Source organism: Nonomuraea sp. NPDC026600 (genome assembly GCF_040638335.1).
Taxonomy (GTDB): Bacteria; Actinomycetota; Actinomycetes; order Streptosporangiales; family Streptosporangiaceae; genus Nonomuraea.
In genome coordinates this window covers 327,249-345,394 of the sequence record NZ_JBEZYD010000007.1, presented here as the reverse complement: position 1 = coordinate 345,394, position 18,146 = coordinate 327,249, and the positions used below count along the sequence as shown (strand labels likewise).

Annotated in this window: 19 protein-coding genes; 13 read left to right on the top strand and 6 right to left on the bottom strand. The window is 71.5% G+C overall.

The genetic code is table 11. The features are described from left to right. The first annotated feature begins 7 nt into the window (after positions 1-7). A complete protein-coding gene (locus tag AB0F17_RS19930; RefSeq protein WP_358024823.1) occupies positions 8-946 on the top strand; it encodes an FKBP-type peptidyl-prolyl cis-trans isomerase in 939 nt (312 codons plus the stop codon). An 80-nt stretch (positions 947-1,026) separates the two neighbouring features. After that, complete coding sequence (locus tag AB0F17_RS19925) at positions 1,027-1,923, top strand: FKBP-type peptidyl-prolyl cis-trans isomerase (RefSeq protein ID WP_358024820.1); 897 nt, start codon at positions 1,027-1,029, stop codon at positions 1,921-1,923. Between the two features lie 6 nt (positions 1,924-1,929). Here AB0F17_RS19925 and AB0F17_RS19920 read toward each other — a convergent pair whose 3' ends face one another. After that, positions 1,930-2,712, bottom strand: coding sequence for a GNAT family N-acetyltransferase (locus tag AB0F17_RS19920; protein ID WP_358024817.1), 783 nt, complete (start codon positions 2,710-2,712; stop codon positions 1,930-1,932). A gap of 56 nt (positions 2,713-2,768) precedes the next feature. Here AB0F17_RS19920 and AB0F17_RS19915 point away from each other — a divergent pair, with 56 nt between their 5' ends. Both AB0F17_RS19915 and AB0F17_RS19910 read left to right on the top strand, forming a co-directional pair. Continuing rightward, a complete protein-coding gene (locus AB0F17_RS19915; RefSeq protein WP_358024814.1) occupies positions 2,769-3,410 on the top strand; it encodes a helix-turn-helix domain-containing protein in 642 nt (213 codons plus the stop codon). Positions 3,411-3,434: 24 nt separating this feature from the next. Beyond that, a complete protein-coding gene (locus AB0F17_RS19910; protein ID WP_358024966.1) occupies positions 3,435-3,923 on the top strand; it encodes a DUF3291 domain-containing protein in 489 nt (162 codons plus the stop codon). Here AB0F17_RS19910 and AB0F17_RS19905 read toward each other — a convergent pair. Continuing rightward, positions 3,869-4,966, bottom strand: coding sequence for a DUF3866 family protein (locus AB0F17_RS19905; protein WP_358024811.1), 1,098 nt, complete (start codon positions 4,964-4,966; stop codon positions 3,869-3,871). The two genes, AB0F17_RS19910 and AB0F17_RS19905, sit on opposite strands and share 55 nt — an antisense overlap. 38 nt (positions 4,967-5,004) lie before the next feature. On the opposite strand from AB0F17_RS19905, the gene AB0F17_RS19900 reads away from it, so the two are divergent. Genes AB0F17_RS19900 through AB0F17_RS19875 form a run of 6 tightly spaced genes read left to right on the top strand, consistent with a single transcriptional unit; the run spans position 5,005 to position 9,279 of the window. Then, on the top strand, positions 5,005-5,955 hold the full coding sequence (locus AB0F17_RS19900) for a WYL domain-containing protein (RefSeq protein ID WP_358024808.1): 951 nt from the start codon (positions 5,005-5,007) through the stop codon (positions 5,953-5,955). Continuing rightward, complete coding sequence (locus AB0F17_RS19895; RefSeq protein WP_358024805.1) at positions 5,952-6,917, top strand: WYL domain-containing protein; 966 nt, start codon at positions 5,952-5,954, stop codon at positions 6,915-6,917. The genes AB0F17_RS19900 and AB0F17_RS19895 overlap by 4 nt, the downstream gene beginning before the upstream one ends. Then, the gene (locus tag AB0F17_RS19890; protein ID WP_358024802.1) at positions 6,914-7,114 is read left to right on the top strand and encodes a hypothetical protein; all 201 of its coding nucleotides are present in this window, start codon (positions 6,914-6,916) and stop codon (positions 7,112-7,114) included. Before AB0F17_RS19895 ends, AB0F17_RS19890 begins: the two co-directional genes overlap by 4 nt. A 28-nt stretch (positions 7,115-7,142) precedes the next feature. Next, entirely contained in the window at positions 7,143-7,469 is a 327-nt protein-coding gene (tatA, locus tag AB0F17_RS19885) for a Sec-independent protein translocase subunit TatA (protein WP_358024800.1), read from the top strand. A 33-nt stretch (positions 7,470-7,502) separates the two neighbouring features. Continuing rightward, a complete protein-coding gene (gene tatC / locus AB0F17_RS19880; RefSeq protein WP_358024798.1) occupies positions 7,503-8,375 on the top strand; it encodes a twin-arginine translocase subunit TatC in 873 nt (290 codons plus the stop codon). A 16-nt stretch (positions 8,376-8,391) separates the two neighbouring features. Further along, complete coding sequence (locus tag AB0F17_RS19875; RefSeq protein ID WP_358024794.1) at positions 8,392-9,279, top strand: YegS/Rv2252/BmrU family lipid kinase; 888 nt, start codon at positions 8,392-8,394, stop codon at positions 9,277-9,279. Here AB0F17_RS19875 and AB0F17_RS19870 read toward each other — a convergent pair. Continuing rightward, the gene (locus tag AB0F17_RS19870; RefSeq protein WP_358024791.1) at positions 9,272-10,051 is read right to left on the bottom strand and encodes a transposase; all 780 of its coding nucleotides are present in this window, start codon (positions 10,049-10,051) and stop codon (positions 9,272-9,274) included. The genes AB0F17_RS19875 and AB0F17_RS19870 overlap by 8 nt on opposite strands. On the opposite strand from AB0F17_RS19870, the gene AB0F17_RS19865 reads away from it, so the two are divergent. From AB0F17_RS19865 to AB0F17_RS19855, 3 genes are all read left to right on the top strand, one after another. Then, a complete protein-coding gene (locus AB0F17_RS19865; protein ID WP_358024788.1) occupies positions 9,932-11,092 on the top strand; it encodes a transposase in 1,161 nt (386 codons plus the stop codon). The genes AB0F17_RS19870 and AB0F17_RS19865 overlap by 120 nt on opposite strands. Positions 11,093-11,322: 230 nt before the next feature. Next, complete coding sequence (locus tag AB0F17_RS19860) at positions 11,323-14,046, top strand: DEAD/DEAH box helicase (RefSeq protein WP_358024785.1); 2,724 nt, start codon at positions 11,323-11,325, stop codon at positions 14,044-14,046. Between the two features lie 104 nt (positions 14,047-14,150). Continuing rightward, a complete protein-coding gene (locus tag AB0F17_RS19855) occupies positions 14,151-14,363 on the top strand; it encodes a hypothetical protein (protein WP_358024782.1) in 213 nt (70 codons plus the stop codon). A 46-nt stretch (positions 14,364-14,409) separates the two neighbouring features. On the opposite strand, the gene AB0F17_RS19850 is transcribed toward AB0F17_RS19855, so the two are convergent. Genes AB0F17_RS19850 through AB0F17_RS19840 form a run of 3 tightly spaced genes read right to left on the bottom strand, consistent with a single transcriptional unit; the run spans position 14,410 to position 18,054 of the window. After that, positions 14,410-15,828, bottom strand: coding sequence for an RNB domain-containing ribonuclease (locus AB0F17_RS19850; RefSeq protein WP_358024779.1), 1,419 nt, complete (start codon positions 15,826-15,828; stop codon positions 14,410-14,412). Positions 15,829-15,884: 56 nt separating this feature from the next. Next, on the bottom strand, positions 15,885-16,781 hold the full coding sequence (locus AB0F17_RS19845; protein WP_358024964.1) for a 5'-3' exonuclease: 897 nt from the start codon (positions 16,779-16,781) through the stop codon (positions 15,885-15,887). A gap of 10 nt (positions 16,782-16,791) precedes the next feature. Then, complete coding sequence (locus AB0F17_RS19840) at positions 16,792-18,054, bottom strand: SpoIIE family protein phosphatase (protein ID WP_358024776.1); 1,263 nt, start codon at positions 18,052-18,054, stop codon at positions 16,792-16,794. Positions 18,055-18,146 lie beyond the last annotated feature (92 nt).

The following is an 18,146-nucleotide window of genomic DNA, read 5'->3' as shown; positions in this document are numbered from 1 at the left end:
GAAATCCATGCGCCGCGCTCTGGCCGCTCTGGCCGCCGTGCCTTTGATCTTCTTCGCCGCCGCGTGCGGCGGCTCCGACTCGGGTGCCAACGGGGCCGCCGCCACCGCGAGCAGCGCGCCGGGCAAGGTGAAGGTCACCGGCGATGTGGGCGCCAAGCCCACGGTGACCTTCCCCGCCGGCACGCCTGCCACCAAGTCCTCCTACGAGGTGCTGACCCCTGGCACGGGTCCGCAGGTGAAGAGCGGCGACAAGATCATCGTCAACCTGACCGTCTACAACTGGGACGGCAAGCAGAACGCCTTCCAAGGCTCTTCCTACGACTCCAAGGCGCCGGAGACCATCGCGGTCGACCAGCAACTGCCGCAGGTGCTGCAGGAGGGCTTCACCAAGGTCAAGCACGGCGGCCGGGTGCTGGCCGTGATGGCCGCCGACGCCGCTCAGCAGCAGCAGGGCCAGGCGCCGCAGCCGACGAAGGTGTTCGTCGTCGACGTGGTGGGCGCGCCGCCCGCCGCGCTGAAGGCGGCCACCGGCAAGGAGGTCGGCGAGAGCATCAAGGGTGTCAAGGTCGTCAACCCGGGCGGCGACAAGGCGCCCACGCTGACCACCAAGACCAAGGACAAGCCGTCCAAGGAGCTCATGGTCAAGACCGTGATCCAGGGCACCGGGGCGAAGGTGCAGGCGGGCCAGACGGTGGTCGCCCACTACACGGGCAAGATCTGGGGCACCGACAAGGAGTTCGACTCCAGCTGGACCAAGGGCGAGCCGGCCTCCTTCCCGCTCGGGAACGTGATCCAGGGCTGGCAGAAGGGCCTGGTCGGGGTTCCGGTCGGCAGCCGGGTCGTGATGAGCATCCCGCCGGACCTCGGTTACGGCGCGCAGGAGCAGAACGGCATCCCGGGCAACAGCACGCTGGTGTTCGTGGTGGACGTTCTGTCGGCTTACTGATGGGTGGTCGGATCAAGCAGTAGCATCTCGGGGCCCGGCGACGACACCGTCGCCGGGCCGCCCGCTTGGGGAGGGGTTCGATGCGCCGCCGTACCGTCGCGCTGCTGTTGCCGCTGGCACTGTTGACGGCCTGCACCGGCACCGAGACGGGCGATCCGGAGCTGAAGGTGGGCGGCCGGTTCGGCGCCAAGCCCACGATCGTCTTCCCGGCCGGCAAGCCGTCGGCCGGGCTGCAGGTGGACCAGCTCGCGGCGGGCAAGGGCGCGCTGCTGGGCAAGGACGACGTGGCGATCGTCCAGTACACCGCGCACGTCTGGGACGGCCGGGAGAACCGGCTCGTCGATTCCAGCTTCAACCGTGGCGCCCCGGCCGCCTTCCCGGTCGGCCGGCTGATCCCCGGCCTGGACCGGGCACTGCAGGGCCGCCGGGTGGGCAGCAGGGTGATCGCCGCCATCCCGCCCGCCGACGGCTTCGGCGCCAACCCGCCGCAGGGCGTCGCCTCGGGTGACGACCTGTTCTACGTGATCGACATCCTCGGCACGCACCCGAAGAACGCCTCGATCAAGGGGCGGGGCGGGTCGCTGGCGGGTGTGCGGGTGACCGGAGCCGCCCGGCCGGGGCTCTCGGTGCCGGCGACCGCGCCGCCGCGCAGGTTCGCCACCAAGGTGCTGGCCCAGGGTGCGGGTCGCCCCACGCAGGCGGGGCAACTGCTGGTCACCCAGTACGAGGGGGCGATCTGGGGGCAGCGCCGGATCTTCGACGCCACCTGGAGCACCGGGCGGCCGAAGGCGTTCAAGATCGGCGACGGCAGCGTGATCAAGGGCTGGGACCGGGCACTGGTGGGTGTCCCGGTCGGCAGCCGCGTGCTGATGATCGTCCCGCCCGCCTACGGCTACGGGCCCACGGGCCAGCCCGCCTTCGGCATCCGCGCCGCCGACACGCTGGTCTTCGTGGTGGACGTCCTGGCCGCCTACTGATCTGTGTCAGGGCGTCCAGACGTACGGAGTGGTCGTGGTCACCGCGTGGAAGCCCAGGCGCCGCAGGATCGGCCGGCTGTCGTCCGAGGCGTCCACCTGGAGATAGTCGACCCCGGCCGCCACGGCGAGCTGGGCGCGGCGGGCGACCAGGGCGCGATAGATGCCGCGGCCTCGCCACTCCGGCAGCGTCGAGCCGCCCCAGAGCCCGGCGAACCCGGTGCCCGGCTTGTGCACCAGCCAGGCGGCCGAGACGACCCGGCCGCCGGCCTCGGCCGCCAGTACGGCGATGCCGTCGGGGTCGGTCGTGACCCGCCGGATCAGGTCGTCGCCCAGCCAGCTCCAGTCCTCGCCCCAGACGGTGGACTCCATGGCGGCGATCGCCCGCAGGTCGGCGTCGGCGGTGACCTGGCGGATGGTCACGCCGGCGGCCGGGGGCGGCGCGTCCTGCATGTCCTTGGCGACGCCGACGAGCACCGTCTCCCTCTCCTCCGGCGCGAAACCCGCGCGTACGAGCCGATCGGCCAGGTCGGCGGGCCGGTCATGGGCCCGGGTCTTCCACTCGACGGCCTCGCCGCGGGCCGCGAAGTGCTCGCGCTGGCGAACGATCAGCGCGTCCAGCTCGGCGCCTTCGACGCCCAGCACGGGCGGCCCCTCGACGAAGCCGCGGAACATGCCGGTGACGCGCAGCACGGGGCCGTCCATCTCGTAGACGAGCCCGTCGGCGGGGTTGTCGGAGACGCGCAGCCGGGTGTGGTCGTAGGCGGCGAGGAGGGGGGAGGTTTCGCTCACGCGAAGAAGCCTAGGGGGTGCGGCCCGGCACGGTGGCGGACGCCTAGACTCCCGCTGTGAGCGATGACGACCTCGAGGCCCTGGCGCTGCTGCACGACCCGGTGCGGCGCAGCCTGTACGAGGCCGTGGCGGCCGGCGGCGGAGACCTGGGCAGGGGGGAGGCCGCCGAGATCGCCGGGGTGTCCAGGACGCTCGCCGGGCACCACCTGGACAAGCTCGTCGAAGCCGGGCTGCTGGAGAGCGGCTTCAGGAAGCAGGACAAGAAGGGGCCCGGCAGCGGGCGGCCCGCGAAGATCTACCGCCGGGCTCGGCGGGACCGGTCGGTGAGCCTGCCGCCGCGCGACTACGTGGCGCTCGCCTCCGTGCTGGCCGAGGTCGTCGACGCCCTCGGCGCCGAGGAACTGGCCGAGAAGGCGGCGCGCGCGGCGGGGGAGCGGCTGGGGCGAGAGCGGCACGAGCCCGTCGAGGCGGTGCTGCGTGAGCGGGGCTACGAGCCCTACACCGAAGGCGGCACGCTGCGCATGCGCAACTGCCCGTTCCACGTGCTGAGCCACGAGCAGCCGCTGCTCGTGTGCTCCATGAACCTGGCCCTCTGCCAGGGGGTGCTCGAAGGACTCGGCGAGGATCCCGGGCGGGCCGCGCTGGATCCGCGGCCGGGGGAGTGCTGCGTGACGCTTTCTAAAACAAATGAAGATTGACATAGAGCGGGGAAGAGTGGTGTGCTGAGCGTCATGCATCTCGCCGAGCTCAACATCGCCCATCTGCGCGCCCCGATCGACAGCCCCGAACTGGCCGAGTTCGTCGCCGCGCTGGAGCCCATCAACACCCTCGCCGACGAGTACCCCGGATTCGTCTGGCGGATGAAGGAGAACGACGAGGACCCGACCGCGACCCTCACGCACAAGTACGGAGACCACCTGCTGCTCAACTTCTCGGTGTGGGAGTCGCTCGAGTCGCTGTGGGACTACGCCTACCGCAGCGCCCATCTGGGCGTGCTGCGCCGCCGCAGGGAGTGGTTCCTGCGGATGGCCGAGCCGTACATGGTGATGTGGTGGATCCCGGAGGGCCACATCCCGAGCCTCGCCGAGGCCATGGAGCGCCTGGAACGCCTCAAGGCCGAGGGGCCCAGCCCCGAGGCGTTCACGTTCAAGGACTCCTACGACAGCAGCGAGGCCGCGCACCTGCCCGCCGCGGCCGAGGCCACGAAGTAGGCCAGGTCCTCCTCCAGGGACCGGCCCATCGTCGAGAGCTTGACCGGCGAGGCGCGCAGCGCCTCGTGCAGGCCGTCGACCGGCACCGGCACCAGCTCGTGCCGGACGGCGAGCAGCTCGGCCTGGTCCCTGACCCGCTCCCCGAACTCCCCGGGCAGCAGCGGCACGGCCACCCGCGCCGGAGCCAGCGCGACGCGGCCGTAGGCGGTCAGCGAGTGGTGCGAGACACCGAGATGCCGCTCCCGCAGGTCGCCCTCGCTCACCCGCAGCGCCGCCACCGGGCGGCCGCGCAGCACCGAGGCGGCGTTGATCGCCTCACCCGCCGAGACGCCCGAGAATCCCCACCGGGTGCCCGTGCCGAGGTTGCCGGGCCCCTGCGCGACGATCGCCACGTCGGCCTCCAGCACGTGCCTGGCGGCCAGCAGGCCGGTGTGGACGGTCACCGCCTCGACGTCGCCGCCGAAGGCCTGGCCCACCGTCACCACCCCGGTCAGCCAGCCGATCTCCCGCAGTTTCGCGGCGGCCATGGAGAACCAGGCCGGCAGCGCGCCGCCGTCCTGCATCACGTAGGCGACCCGTACGCCCGGGCGCGCCTCGTACAGGCCGCACAGGATCGGCGGCAGGGCGGAGTGCAGGTCGGCGACCACCACCGGCATGCCGTCGATCGAGTCGGCCTCGCGCAGGACCTCGTGGAAGGGCGAGTCCTGCTCGTCGGCGCCGAGGACGGTGGCCTGCAACGGCGTGTAGCGGGCCTTCACCAGGTGCCCGGGTCCCCGCGGATCTTCCGGTAAACGGTTCGGGACTGCCACCACCATGGCGTAACCTCCCGTACCGAGACCCATCGCGAGTGCCGTCGTGTTGAGCAGGACCTCGTCGCCGGGTTCCGGACGGCCCACCAGGGGCGGATAGGCCAGAGCCCGGTACATCCCGCCAGGCTCCACGCCCGGCTGGTGGTCCCCTCCGGAGACGGCGACATCCAGTTCCATGGCTCCCGGCCACTCGCGCCGGATCCGCACGACCTCGCCCTTGCGCCATCTGATCACTCGGGCAGGGTAGCGTCGTTGAAGGAGGAGTGAGGCAGATGTCGCGCCGCAAGACCGAGCGATTGCTGAACCTGGTGATCTGCCTGCTCGCCACGCGCCGCCCGCTGTCGGCCGAGCAGATCCGCCAGGCCGTCCCGGGCTACGACCGTGACGGTGACGAGGCGTTCCAGCGGATGTTCGAGCGCGACAAGAACGAGCTGCGCGAGATCGGCATCCCCATCGACGTGGTGCGCGACCCGTGGGAGGACGAGCCCGGTTACCGCATCGAGCGCCAGTCCTACGAGCTGCCGGAGATCACCCTGGAGGCCGACGAGGCCGCCGTGCTCGGCCTGGCCGCGCAGGTGTGGCAGCGCGCCAGCCTGGCCGAGGCCGCCTCCGGCGCGCTGCTCAAACTGCGCGCGGGCGGCGTGGCCACCGACGAGACCATCGGCGCCGGAGCGCTGGAGCTGCGCCTCGACACCCGCGACCCGGCCTTCCCGGCGCTGTGGGACGCGGTGCGCGACCGGCGCCTGGTGCGCTTCGACTACCGCGGCGCCGGCAGCGAGAACGTCCGCAGCCGCACGGTCGAGCCGTGGGGCGTGGTCAGCCGCCGCGGCCGCTGGTACCTCGCCGGGTTCGACCGCGGCCGGGACGCGCCGCGCGCCTTCCGGCTCAGCCGCATCACCGGCCAGGTCGTCACCGTCGGCCGGCCGGGCTCGATCGAGGTGCCGCCCGGCGTCGACCTGCGGGCCATGGTCGGCTTCCCCGAGGAGCCGGTCGAGGAGCGCATGGCCGTCATCCGCGTACGGCAGGGCGCCTGCGAGGGGCTGCGGCAGTTGTCCAGGGTCGTGCGCACGGGCTCCGACGGGTGGGACGAGGCCGAGCTGGGCTTCACCGACCCCGAACGACTGGCCGGCTGGATGGCCAGCCTGGGCGCCGACGTCGAGGTGGTCGACCCGCCCGACGCCCGCGAGGCCGTCATCCGCCGCCTGAAGGGAGCACTGGCGTGAGTGGATCCGCCGACCGGCTGCCGAGGCTGCTCGCGCTCGTGCCGTACCTGATGTCGCACCCGGGCGCACAGCTCGGCGAGGTGGCCGAGGTGTTCGGGCTGAGCGAGAAGCAGCTCATCGACGACCTGCAGCTGGTGTGGATGTGCGGGTTGCCGGGGCACACGCCCGGTGACTTGATCGACGTGTCGTGGGACGGCGGCGAGATCCTCATCGACAACGCCGACACCATCGCCCGGCCGCTGCGGCTCGGCATCGACGAGGCCAGCGCGCTGCTGGTCGCGCTGCGCATGCTCGGCGCCATGCCGGAGCTGGCCGAGGTGCCCGGTGACGCGCTGCCCCGGGTGGTCGCCAAGCTGGAGCGGGCCGCGGGGGAGGGCGCGGCGGCCGTCAGCAGCCAGTTCGCGGTCGACGTCGACGCCACCCCCGACGCGCTGCTGCGCGTGCGCGAGGGGCTGACCAGGCGGCGGCGCCTGTCGCTGCGCTACTACGTGCCGGGCCGCGACGAGGTGACGCCGCGCGAGGTCGACCCGATGCGGCTGGTCGTCGTCGACGGCCGCACCTACCTGGAGTGCTGGTGCTACCGGGCCGAGGCGATGCGGCTGTTCCGGCTCGACCGGATGCTCGGCGTGGACGTGCTCGAGGTGGCCGCTGACCCGCCCGCCGAGGCCGAGCCGATCGACGTCGCGCAGGGCGTGTTCCGGCCCTCGCCCACCGATGAGCTGGTCGAGCTGGAGGTGACCGCCGCCGGGCGCTGGGTGGCCGAGTACTACCCGTGCGAGCGGGTCACCGAACTGGGCGAGGGGCGGCTGCGGGTGGCGCTGCGGGCCCGTGACGAGGACTGGCTGCTCAAGCTGGCGCTGCGCCTGGGCGACACCGGCCGGGTGGTCTCGCCGCCCGCGCTGGCCGACCGGGTGCGGGAGGAGGCCGAACGCGCCCTGAGCCGCTACGCTCACCGGTCATGACCTGGATCATCGTGGCGGCCGGGCTCGGCGTCGCCGGGCTGGCCGCGCTGGCGGTCGCGGGTACGCGCTTGCTCGCCGCGGCGCGTAATCTGAACAGGGAAGTAGCCGGGGCGCGTGCCCAGCTCGAGCCGCGGCAGGCCAGATTGAGGCACCGGGGGGATGAGACCAACCCCCCGGCAGCGTACGATCGTGGCTGAAACAGCACTCGCTCAAAAAGGACGTTTCATGGGAAACCTCGGACCTACTGAGCTTCTGATCATTGCCGGCGTGCTCATCCTGCTGTTCGGTGCCAAGAAGCTGCCGGAGATGGCCAGGGGCCTCGGCAGGTCGATGCGCATCTTCAAGTCGGAGACGGCCAAGCTGCGCGAAGACGACTACGACGACCGACCGGCTACGGTCGAGACGGTGACGCAGACTCCCGCCCAGCCGCAGCCCGCGCCCGCGCCCGCGCAGCCCATCCAGGCCGCGCCCGCGCTGTCGGTGGAGGAGCAGGCTCGCCAGCTGGAGGAGCAGGCGGCCAAGCTGCGCGCCGGCGCCGACAAGAAAGTCTGACCCTGACCCTCCTCGCACTCCAGGGACTGCTAGATGGCGCTGCTGAAGAAGTCGAGCGGAGAAGGTTCGGCCCACGATCCCGAGGGCCGCATGCCGCTCATGGACCACTTGCGGGAGCTGCGTAACCGGCTGCTCATCGCCACGATCGCGGTGGTCGTCGGCATCGTCATCGGTTGGTTCTTCTTCGACCCCGTATGGGCGATCCTGAAGGCCCCCTACTGCGACACCTTCCAGTCGAAGCAGCTCACAGGCCATTGCAGCCTGACCTACAACGGCATCTTCCAGTCCTTCTTCATCACGCTGAAGGTGTCCGCGATGATCGGCCTGGTGCTGGCGTCGCCGGTCTGGCTCTACCAGATCTGGGCGTTCGTCACTCCGGCGCTCTACCGCAACGAGAAGCGCCACACGGTGGTGTTCCTGGCCCTGGCGATCCCGCTGTTCGCCCTGGGCGCGGTGCTGGCCTACATCATCATGCACACCAGCCTCGGCTTCCTGCTGGGCTTCTCGCTCGACGACACGGTCGCCACCATCGCGATCGACGACTATCTCGACTACGTCCTGATCATGATCGCCATCTTCGGGATCTCGTTCGAGCTGCCGCTCTTCCTGGTCTTCCTCAACGTGCTCGGGGTGCTTCCGCACGCGACGGTGGCCAAGCACCGGCGCATGGTCATCTTCCTCATGTTCGTGTTCGGCGCCGTCATCACGCCGGGTGGCGATCCGTTCGCGATGATGGCCCTGGCCGCGCCGATGATCATCCTGTTCGCGGCGGCCGAGCTGTTCATGTACGTGCGCGAGCGGCGCATGCCCGCAGGTGAGGACTTCTCCTACCTGTCCGACGACGAGGCGTCGCCTCTGGCAGCCGACGCGCCACCCCTGGAACAGGATTCCGATGCGGACCGATAGGCGATAAGTTCCGGGCGTGTCCCCACAACTCGTCCTGCTCGTCAACCCCGCCGCCCGCGGCGGCCGTGCGGTGCGCCTGCTCGGACCCGTGGCCCGCCGCCTGCGCGCGGGCGGGGCCGACGTGTCGGTGATCGTCGGTGACAGCGCGCCCGACGCGCTGGAGCGGGCCTGCGCCGCCGTGGCCGAGCGCCCCGACGCGCTGGTGGCCTTCGGCGGTGACGGCCTGGTCCACCTGGCCGTGCAGGCGGTCGCCGGGACGGACGTGCCGCTCGGCATCATCCCCGCGGGCACCGGCAACGACATCGCCACCGCCCTGGGCGTGCCGCGCGGGGACCCGATCGCGGCGGCCCGCGTGGTGCTGCGCGGCAGGTCCCGCCTGGTCGACGCCGCCCGCATCCGCGCCGGTCAGGCCGAGGAGCTGTTCGCCGGGGTGGTGTGCTGCGGGTTCGACTCCCGGGTGAACGAGCGGGCCAACGGGCTCACCTGGCCGCCGGGGATGGCCAAGTACCTGCTGGCCACCTTCCAGGAGTTGCGGCGCTTCCGGCCCATCCCCTTCCGCATCACGCTCGACGACGGTGAGCCGATCGAGCGGGAGGCCATGCTGGTCGCGGTGGGCAACACCTCCTCCTACGGCGCCGGGATGCGGGTCTGCCCCGACGCCCAGGCTGACGACGGGCTGCTCGACGTGATGATCCTGGGGGCTCTGTCCAAGGCCGAGTTCGTCCGGGTGTTCCCGAGCGTCTACCGGGGGGTGCACGTCTCTCACGAGGCCGTGTCGGTCAGGCGGGTGCGGAGCGTGCGGCTGGAGGCGCCTGACGTGGTGGCCTACGCCGACGGTGAGCGGATCGGGCCGGCCCCTGTCACGTGCGAGATCCAGCCGGGGGCGCTGCGGGTCATCACTTGAGATCTACAACGTAAAGGCGCGCGGGTCGTACGCGGTGCCGTACAGAGGGACCAGACGGGATCAGACTGTGACGCGTTGCGGGGCGGGCGGGTCGGCGGGCAGGGCGGAGCTGGAACAGGGCGAGCACCAGGGTGGCGGCCATCACGCCCGCCGCCGACAGGAACACACGTGCACGCCCGACACCAGCGCGCCGACCGCCTGCTCGCGCACCTCGGGCGGCAGCGCCCCGGCAGGCTCCCGGCAGGCAGTGCTTCGCCGCAGGAGGCGGCGAGCTGCGAGGATGACCAGAAGTGGGCACCCACGGGTAGGTGCGGATGTGGTCGAGGTATTGCTGTTGCGATCTTCGGGCGGACACGCCTTTGAGGGAGCCGGCCAGCCTGGACGGGGAGATTTTCGGCGGGGAGTACGCCGACAGGCGCGCGTGGTCACGCTCGCCGTCGAACTCGGCCGGTTCGGTCTCGAAGTCGGCGCCGACGGCCCGCATGATGTGTTCGCATCGGGTGGGGATGTCGTCGGTGAAACGGTCCGCGCCGGTACTGGAGTGTGCAGACCACGTGCGAGTGGAGGGTGGAGGGTGGAGACGACCGTCGGGTCCCTGCGAATGTCGGGGTTCGCACGCGTGCTTACGTAGAGTAACGCTACGATCTTGCCTGTGAAGATCGTCGTGCAGGTGAAACTGATGCCGCAGGCCGATCAGGCCGCCGCGCTGTCGGCGACCCTGCGGGCGGTCAACGACGCCGCGAACTGGGTGTCGGCCGTGGCGTTCGAGCATCGCGTGCCGCGTGAGTATGCGTTGCGTAAGCACACCTACGCCGAGTTGAAGAGGCGGGGGCTGGGGGCGCAGGCCGCTCAGCACACCATCAAGAGGGTCCGCGACGCCTACACCACGCTGCAGGCGAACATCCGCGCCGGCAACCTCGGCAAGAAGGGCTCCAAGCGCCGGACCAAAGCCGAATCCAAGCCGGTCACCTTCCGCCCCGAGGCGGCGCACCCGTTCGACGACCGGTGTCTGAGCTGGCAGTACGACGCTCAGACGGTCAGTATCTGGACCACCGCCGGGCGTATCAAGAACGTCCGCTTCGCCTGTTCCGCCGACGCCCTCAAGACGCTGCGCGAACACCGCAGGGGCGAGTCCGATCTGATCCAATGCGACGGCGTGTTCTACTTGATCGCGGTGTGCGAGGTGCCCGAAGCCCCGCTCAACGAGCAGCCCGGCGGCTGGCTCGGCGTGGATCTGGGCATCGTCAACATCGCCACCGTGGATGGCATGACGCCGTTCACCGGACGTGGCTTGAACCGGCACCGCAAGCGGCAGTTCGAACTGCGCCGCAAGCTCCAGGCCAAGGCCACCCAGTCCGCGAGGCGGCGGCTCAAGCATCGCCGTCGCAAAGAGTCGCGGCACGCCGCGAACGTCAACCACATCATCTCCAAGAAGATCGTGACCGAGGCCGCACGCACCTGTTCCGGTATCGCCCTGGAAGACCTGGGCGCAATCCGGGACAGGGTACGGCTCCGCAAGCCCCAACGGGTCACGTTCCACTCCTGGGCTTTCCACCAGCTCGGGACCTTCCTGGCTTACAAGGCGCGGCGGGCGGGCGTCCCGCTGGTGTACGTCGATCCGGCGTACACCAGTCAGCAATGCGCCGACTGCCATCACATCGACAAGAACAACCGGGTCGACCAGGCCCTGTTCATCTGCCGGAACTGCGGGGTCGTTGCCCACGCCGACCGCAATGCCTCCCGCAACATCGCCGCACGCGGCGAGGCTGCGTGGATTGCGGGGCGTGAGTCACGCGTCCCAGCCACCCCGTAGGTGGTCTGGACGGAGGAGGCCCCACCACAGCCAGTGGTGCCCTACCTCCAAGCCCGGTCCTTCAGGACCGGGTCAAGTTGACGAAGACCCCCTCGCTGGCGGCCAGGCTGGTGCTGTTCCACGTCGAGGCCGAGGCCAAGTTGACCGAGGCCATCTCCGCGGGGCCTCGGCGACTATCTGGCGGGCTAGCCGGGACGGACCGGAATGGCGATTTCGGTAAGGTGACGGTTATGACGAGTCCAGCGGAACGGTACGCGGCTTTCCGCGAGAAGTACGGGGACGACGGAGTCGCCCTCTCATCGTTCCGGGGTCACTACGACTTCGAGCTCGACGACTTCCAGATCGACGGCTGCCGCGCGCTGGAAGCGGGCGACGGGGTGCTGGTGGCGGCGCCCACCGGGTCCGGCAAGACGGTCGTCGGTGAGTTCGCCGTCCACCTGGCCCTGGAGCAGGGGCGTAAGTGCTTCTACACCACCCCGATCAAGGCGCTGTCCAACCAGAAGTACAACGACCTGGTCAAGCGCTACGGCACGGCCAAGGTCGGGCTGCTGACCGGTGACAACAGCGTCAACGGCGAGGCCCCGATCGTCGTCATGACCACCGAGGTGCTGCGCAACATGCTTTACGCCGGCTCGGCCACGCTGGCCGGGCTGGGCTACGTCGTCATGGACGAGGTGCATTACCTGGCCGACCGCTTTCGCGGCGCGGTCTGGGAAGAGGTGATCATCCACCTGCCCGAGTCGGTCCGGCTGGCGGCGCTGTCGGCGACGGTCAGCAACGCCGAGGAATTCGGCGAATGGCTGGGCGAGGTACGCGGCGACACCACGGTCATCGTCGACGAGCACCGGCCGGTGCCGCTGTGGCAGCACCTGATGATCGGCAACCGCATCTACGACCTGTTCATGACCGACGAGCAGACGCCGCGCCTCAATCCCACGCTGATGCGGGTCACCCGTGAGACCGAACGGCTGACCGCCGGGCGCGGCAGGCGGGGCTACGGCCGGCCGCAGCGTTCGCGCCCGCCGGACCGCGCCCAGGTGATCGAGAAGCTCGACTCCGAGGCGCTGCTGCCCGCGATCACGTTCATCTTCTCCCGCGCCGGCTGCGACGCGGCCGTCAAGCAGTGCCTGTACGCCGGCATCCGGCTCACCGACGAGCGGGAGCGGCACGAGATCAGGCAGCTCGTCGACGAGCGCACCGCGCACCTGCCCGACGAGGACCTGTCCGTGCTCGGCTACCTGGAGTGGCGCGACTGCCTGGAGCGCGGCCTGGCCGCCCACCACGCGGGCATGCTGCCGGCCTTCAAGGAGGTCGTCGAGGAGCTGTTCACCCGCGGCCTGGTCAAGGCGGTGTTCGCCACCGAGACGCTGGCGCTCGGCATCAACATGCCCGCCCGCAGCGTCATCATCGAGAAGCTCGACAAGTGGAACGGTGAGACGCACGCCGACCTCACCCCCGGCGAATACACCCAGCTCACCGGCCGGGCCGGGCGGCGTGGCATCGACGTCGAAGGTCACGCCGTGGTGCTCTGGCAGGCCGGCATGGATCCCCTGTCGGTCGCCGGGCTGGCGGGCACCCGCACCTACCCGCTGCGCTCCAGCTTTCAGCCCTCGTACAACATGGCCGTCAACCTGGTCGGCCAGTTCGGCCGTGAGCGCGCCCGCACGCTGCTGGAGGAGTCGTTCGCCCAGTTCCAGGCCGACCGGGCGGTCGTCGGGCTGGCCAAGCAGCTGCGCAAGCACGAGGAGGCGCTGGAGGGCTACAAGGAGGCGATGACCTGCCACCTGGGCGACTTCCCCGAATACGCGGAGATGCGCCGCCGCCTGTCCGACCGCGAGGCCGAGCTGTCCAAGCAACGCGGCGCCGCGCGCCGGGCCGCGGCCGTCAAGTCGCTGGAGGCGCTGCAGCCCGGCGACGTCATCCGCGTGCCGGGCGGGCGCCGGGCCGGTCTGGCGATCGTGCTCGACCCGGGCCGCAACCCGCGTGGTAACGGCCCCAACCCGCTGGTGCTGACGATCGGCAAGCAGGTCAAGAAGCTCGACCCGGCCGACTTCCCGGTCCCGGTCGAGCCGATCGAGAAGCTGCGCATCCCGAAGAACTTCAACGGCCGCTCGCCGAAGGAGCGCGCCAACCTCGTCTCCACGCTGCTCGCCAAGCTCGGCGACCGCGACCTGGGCAAGCCCACCAGGGCCCGCGACCACGCCGTCGAGGACGAGGAGATCAACGAGCTGCGCCGGCGCATCCGCCAGCACCCGTGCCACGGCTGCGACGAGCGGGAGGACCACGCCCGCTGGGCCGAGCGCTACCACAAGCTGCAGCGCGAGACCGAGGGGCTGCGGCGCCGCGTCGAGGGCCGCTCGCACGTCATCTCCCGCACCTTCGACCGGATCTGCTCGGTGCTGGAGCAGCTCGGCTACCTGCACGATGAGGCCGTCACCGACGAGGGCCGCCGCCTGGGCCGCCTCTACACCGAGCTCGACCTGCTCACCGCCGAGTGCCTGCGCAGCGGGCTGTGGGAGCAGCTCGACCCGGCGGAGCTGGCGGCGTGCGTGTCGGCGCTGGTCTTCGAGTCGCGCAACGCCGACGACGCCCGCCGCCCCAAGATCCCCGCCGGGCAGGCGCAGGACGCGCTGACGGCCATGATGCGGCTGTGGGGCGAGCTGGAGGGCATCGAGTCCGACCACGGGCTGTCCACGATCCGCGAGCCCGACCTGGGGTTCGCGTGGGCGGCCTTCCGCTGGACCAAGGGGCACAACCTCGACGCGGTGCTCATGGACGGCATCAACGGCAACGAGCTGGCGGCCGGCGACTTCGTGCGCTGGGTGAAGCAGCTGATGGACCTGCTCGGCCAGCTGGGCAACGCCGCCCCGCAGGGGAGCAAGATCAAGCAGACCGCGGGCAAGGCCATGGACGCCATGCGGCGGGGGGTAGTGGCGTATTCGTCGCTGTCTTGATGGCCGGGGCCTTCCTGGCCGACTGACCGTCCGGTCAAGGGGATGTAGTCGGCTGTATGCGTAACGTCACTTTGTGGTCAGTTTCTGTGTGTTTCGGTGCGGACATGCCCAGGTCGAAGCGGTTTTTCCCCGAGCCGGAGGACGCCATGTTCGCTCTCGTCGCCGCACTTCTGTTCCTGCTCGCGCTGATCTTCGAGATCGCCAACGTGGCCGTGGGCGGCGTGCTCACGGCCACCACGCTCACCACCGCCGGACTGCTCTGCGTCGCAGTGCACCTGATGGGGGTGGGGGCGGGCTGGAAGCCGCTGAAGCGGTAGCAGGGTCTCATGGAGCCGCGTGCGGGGCCTCCCGTGCGCGGCTCATTCACGCCAGGGTGAAACGTACTTCCCGGGTGGCCGGGTCGGCCTGGGTCAGGCGTACCGAGACCTGTTCGCCCAGGGGGAGCGGGCCGTCGCAGCGGGCGATCACCGCCGGGTCGGCGAGCTGGACCTGGCCGCCCTCGCGGTGCTCGTCGGTGTCGATCACCATCGCGTCGAACGTCTGGCCGACGCGCTCGCGCAGCAGGAACGCCTCCACCAGGTCGACGCAGGCGCGCTCCACCGCGCCCGCCCGGCGGCCGGTCGCGGACATGATGTCCGGCAGGCCCGCCAGCGCCTCCTCCACGTCCTGCGGCACCGGCTCGCCCGCGGCGATCGCCAGGCAGACCTCCGTCGCATAACGGTCGACCAGGCGCCGCAGCGGCGCCGTGACGTGCGCGTAGGGCGCGGCCACCGCGACGTGCTCGGCCAGCTTCGGCGGCTCCCCGTTGAACGCCACGTAGCCGGCGCCGCGCAGCAGCACCCTCGACTCGTGCAGGAACGCCGCCTGCTGGGGGTTCTTCGGATCCAGGTCGTGGACCACGTCGCCGTAGGAGGCGCCGCTGGGCCACGGGACGCCCAGCGCCTCGGCCACCCGGCGCACCTTGGCCAGGTCGCCGGAGCGCGGCGGCGGCAGCACGCGCAGCACGCCGATCTCCGCGTCGAGCATCATCGAGGCCGCCGCCATGCCGGTGAGCAGGGAGATCTGCGCGTTCCACGCCTCGGCGGGCAGTGGCACCCGGTATTCGAGCCGGTAGCCGCCGCCGTCCGGCACCACCTCCTGCTCGGGGGTGGGCAGGGTGACGCCGCCGCGCTCGCGTTCGAGCTCCAGCCGCAGCCTGCCGACCTCGGCCAGCAGGGCCAGCGTGCCGCCGGCGGTGCCGGTGTCGACCGCCGCCTGCGCGTAGTCGTAGTCGAGCCGCTCGCGGCTGCGTACCAGGCCCCGCTGGACGTCGGCGCCGACCGTGCGGCCCTCCGCGTCGAGGTCGATCCGCCACACCGCGGCCGGGCGGGTCACGCCGGGCAGCAGGCTGGCCGCGTCCTCAGAGATCACCTTCGGGTGCAGCGGCACCTTGTCCATGGGCATGTAGACGGTCTCGCCCCGGGTGTGGGCCTCGGCGTCGATCGCGCCGCCCGGCCGCACGAACGCGCCGACGTCGGCGATCGCGTACCAGACGCGGTAGCCGCCGCGCAGCCGCTCCAGGTGGAGGGCCTGGTCGAGGTCCATCGAGCCGAGCGGGTCGATGGTGACGAACGGCAGCTCCGTCAGGTCCTTGCCGCCGAACCTGGGCACCGACGCCACCCAGTCGGCCTCGTCCAGCACGGCCCTCGGGAACTCGCCGGGCAGCCGCTGCTCCCGCCGGATGCGCTCGAACCCGTCGTCGAGGCGGGCGGGGACGTCGCTGGGTACCCGGATGTTCGTCACCGGATCAACCTATCGCCACGGACTCGCCGGCCCGATCCCCGGGCGTCGCGGCGCGCTCACCTCTGGCCGAGCGCCTCCAGCAGGCGGTTGAGCGGGCTGTCGAGGCCGTACTGGTCGGCCAGCCGTACGAGGGCCTCGGGGTCGCGGGGCTTGCGCGGCAGCGCCAGGTCGGTGTCGGGCAGCGGCGCGTCCGAGGCCACCTCCACCACGGCGGGGGCGACCCGCAGGTAGTCGCGGGCGGCGGCCAGCTTGGTGCGGCTGCCCGCCGGGAAGCCGTCCGTGGCACCCGCGTCGAGGGCCTCCAGCAGCGCGCCGAGCGAGCCGAACCGGGTGATGAGCGCGGCCGCCGTCTTCTCCCCGACACCCGCCACGCCCGGCAGGCCGTCGCTGGGGTCGCCGCGCAGGGTGGCGAAGTCGGCGTAAGCGCGGCCGGGAATGCCGTACTTGTCCGCCACGAACGCCTCGTCGACCGTCTGCAGGTTGCGGATGCCCCGCACGGTGTAGAGGACGCGTACCGGGCGGGCGTCGTCGACCAGCTGGAACAGGTCGCGGTCGCCCGTCACGATGTCCACCGCGCCGTCGGCGCGGTGGGTCAGCGTGCCGATCACGTCGTCGGCCTCGTAGCCGGCCGACTCCAGCCGGGCGATGCCGAGCGCGTCGAGCACCTGCTCGATGACCGCGATCTGCGGCACCAGCGTCGCGGGCACCTCCTCGGTGTCGCCGTGGGCGACCCGGTGCGCCTTGTACGTCGGGATGGCGGCCACCCGGAAGGCGGGGCGCCAATCGGCGTCCATCGTGGCGACCAGCTCGGTGGGGGAGTGGTGGCGCACCAGGGTGGCGATCATGTCGATGAGGCCGCGCACCGCGTTCACCGGCGAGCCGTCGGGCGCGGTGATCGACTCCGGGATCCCGTAGAAGGCGCGGAAGTACAGCGACGGGGTGTCGAGAAGCATCAGCACCCGCCTATGGTCGCACCCTCGCAGGTCGGCCGCCCACTCCCAGCCCCACGGCCAGCAGGCAGGCGTCGTCTTCGGGGTTGGGGCCGCCGATGCCGGTCAGCAGCCGGTCCAGCCCGGCGTCGAGGTCGTGGCCCGGCAGCTCGCAGGCGGCCGCCGTGGCCAGCGCCAGGCCCTCGTCGATGTCGCGGGTGCGCCGCTCCACCAGCCCGTCCGTGAACAGCAGCAGCACGTCCCCGTCGCGCAGCGCCGTACTGGCCAGGCCGTACGGCTGGTCGCCGGTGGCGCCGAGCAGGACGCCCTTCGGCTGGCTCAGCGGGCCCGCCACGCCGTCGCGGACCAGGATCGGCGCCAGGTTGCCCGCCTGACCCCAGGTGAAGACCCGGCTCGCGGGGTCGAGGTGGCCGATGATCGCGGTCGCCGTGGTCTCCTGGAGCCGGTGCAGAACCAGCTCGTTCAGCCAGGCCAGCAGCTGGTTGGGCGGCTCGCCGGTCATCGTCAGGCCGATGAGGGCGTGGCGGAGCTGCGCCATGTGCGCGATGGCGGGCAGGCCGTGGCCGGAGACGTCGCCGATCGCCAGCAGCATCCGGCCGTCGGGCAGCGCGGCGGCCTCGAACCAGTCGCCGCCCAGGTTCGCCGTCTTCTCGGCCGGCACGTAGCGGACCGCGATCCGGGTGCACGGCAGGTCGAGGCAGCCGACCGGCTCGGGCAGGATCGCCTCGCGCAGCGCCAGCATCACGTGGCGCTCCTCGGCCGCCTTCTCCCGCGCTTCCAGGAGCTGGCGGCGCGACTCCGACATGATGCGCTCGGCGCGGCGGCGGCCGGTGATGTCCTGGACCACGCCGTGCACGCTCTCTGGCCCGCCGGGCGCCATCAGCGGCTCCAGTACGACGCGCAGGTTGCGCAGCTCGGCGCCGCGCCGGATGCGGAACTCGGCCTGGACCGGCTCCTCGCCCCGCACGACGCTCCACAGGAGCTGGTCGAGCGCGCCCTGGTCGCCGGGCTCGACGTGCTTGGCCAGGTCGGGCAGGTGGATCGGCCCGTCGTCCCGGTCCCGCCCGAAGATCAGGTAGACGTGATCGGACCAGGTGCCCGCCCCGGTGTGGAGGTTCCATTCGGCCCAGCCCATGTTGCCGAGCCGCTCGGCGTGCGCCAGCCGTGCGGCGAGCAGCTCGGCGTCGCGCTCGGCCGCGGGCGGCTGCGCGAGGCGCCGGACCAGGTCGGCGGCACTCATCGGGCGGCGCTGGTGGCTGCCCCAGACGTCGACCATGAGTCTCTCTCTCGAAACGCGGTGGAACCGGACAATTGACACCACAATACGTGATCGACCACCTGCGGAGTGTAGCCATGGCTTGCCGCGTT